Source organism: Flavobacterium degerlachei, from assembly GCF_900106645.1.
Taxonomy (GTDB): Bacteria; Bacteroidota; Bacteroidia; order Flavobacteriales; family Flavobacteriaceae; genus Flavobacterium; species Flavobacterium degerlachei.
In genome coordinates this window covers 1-1621 of record NZ_FNMV01000031.1, presented here as the reverse complement: position 1 = coordinate 1621, position 1621 = coordinate 1, and the positions used below count along the sequence as shown (strand labels likewise).

Below are 1621 nucleotides of genomic sequence, written 5' to 3'. Positions count from 1 at the left end.
AAATTTTAAAAGCTCGAATGAATCCATTTATTATTGTTTTGCTCTGCAAATATCTATATTTTTATTAAATCCTCCCCAGGTTTTGTTCCTGATCCGTTTTGTTCCTGATCCATTATTTTGGATCAGGAACAAAACCTGGGGAGAAGTTTTGCAAAAATGAATGTTTTTGCATAATTAACTTTGAAATATGACTTCTATAGACCTTTTAAAATTTATACTTCCTGATTTTTTAATAGAGAACTTCGAAATAGTTTCTGCTGCCAATTCTGAAGAAAACTTGCACCTTTATTTTGAAGAAAAAGTAAAGCCTCCAAAAGAGTTTGATGTTTTAGAATTAGTATCCAAAGGCTTTCTAGATGAAATAACGATTCAGGATTTTCCTCTTAGAGGTAAGTTTGTCTATTTGCACATTAAACGTCGTCGTTGGACCAATAAAACCAATGGAGAAATCATTCAAAGAGATTGGCAGTTAGTAGCTAAAGGAACTCGTATGACGCAAGAATTTGCGGCTTTTTTAAAAGAAATTAATAGATAACACACCCATTAATTGTCATGTAATTGGAGGTTTCTTTGGTGTTAATGGTAAAAAACTGCAAAGGCAATATAAAAAACATCTTAGTTCTTTTAGTGCTTGGGAACCCAGAGAGCATGCCCATCAATGGATTATTTACCCCCAAAATATAGGGACTCATTTAGCTATTGACGAAGTAGCCTTATCTCAAGGAGAACTGTACACTATTGTCACCAATAAAAACGCTAAAGGCAAGAAAGGTTCCTTAGTGGCAATTGTTGCTGGCACTAAGACAGAACAAGTCATTGAGCACGTGAGTAAAATTGACTCTAAAAAAAGACAAGCCGTTATAGAAATCACATTAGATATGGCTAATTCTATGAAGTTGATAGCTAAAAAATGTTTTCCAAAAGCCATACAAGTAACAGATCGTTTCCATGTACAAAAACTAGCCTTAGAAGCTTTACAAGAAATTAGAATCAAGCACCGATGGGAAGCTATGGATATAGAGAATCAATCCATACTACAAGCTAAATCAGAAAACAAAGCGCATACTCCCCAACTTTTAAGCAACGGCGATACCGTAAAACAATTATTAGCCAGAAGCCGCTATTTACTTTATAAACCCAGAGGAAAGTGGACCGTTAACCAAGAAGAAAGAGCCAAGTTATTATTTGAGCTATATCCTGATGTAAAAACAGCTCACGCTTTATCCCAGCAATTACGAAGTATTTACGATACAAATAATGATAAAAATGTAGCTCTGTTGAAATTAGCGCATTGGTATCGAAAAGTAGAGGAATCAGGATTTAAGAACTTCAATGTAGTTCTAAATTCGATAACAGTTAATTATCAATCCATACTAAACTATTTTGACAATCGAAGTACAAATGCTTCTGCAGAATCTTTTAATGCAAAAATTAAAGCTTTTAGATCGCAATTTAGAGGCGTTAGAAAAATTGATTTCTTCTTGTTTAGATTATCTAATCTTTTTGCTTAATCCCCAACTTTTGAAGGATCATGTCCAAAACCTGTGGAGCGATAAAAATCACGCATAAATATTAGTTAGTCTAAAAAGAAAGAATTCCACATTTCTAACGCCTCTAAACT

Annotated in this window: 2 protein-coding genes; both read left to right on the top strand. The window is 33.7% G+C overall.

Features of this window, described 5'->3' with window-relative positions:
- Nucleotides 1–187 precede the first annotated feature (187 nt).
- Nucleotides 188–535, top strand: coding sequence for an ISAon1 family transposase N-terminal region protein (locus BLV91_RS16740; RefSeq protein ID WP_091435352.1), 348 nt, complete (start codon nt 188–190; stop codon nt 533–535).
- The gene (locus tag BLV91_RS16735; protein WP_091435350.1) at nt 528–1511 is read left to right on the top strand and encodes an ISAon1 family transposase; all 984 of its coding nucleotides are present in this window, start codon (nt 528–530) and stop codon (nt 1509–1511) included. The genes BLV91_RS16740 and BLV91_RS16735 overlap by 8 nt, the downstream gene beginning before the upstream one ends.
- Nucleotides 1512–1621: the final 110 nt, after the last annotated feature.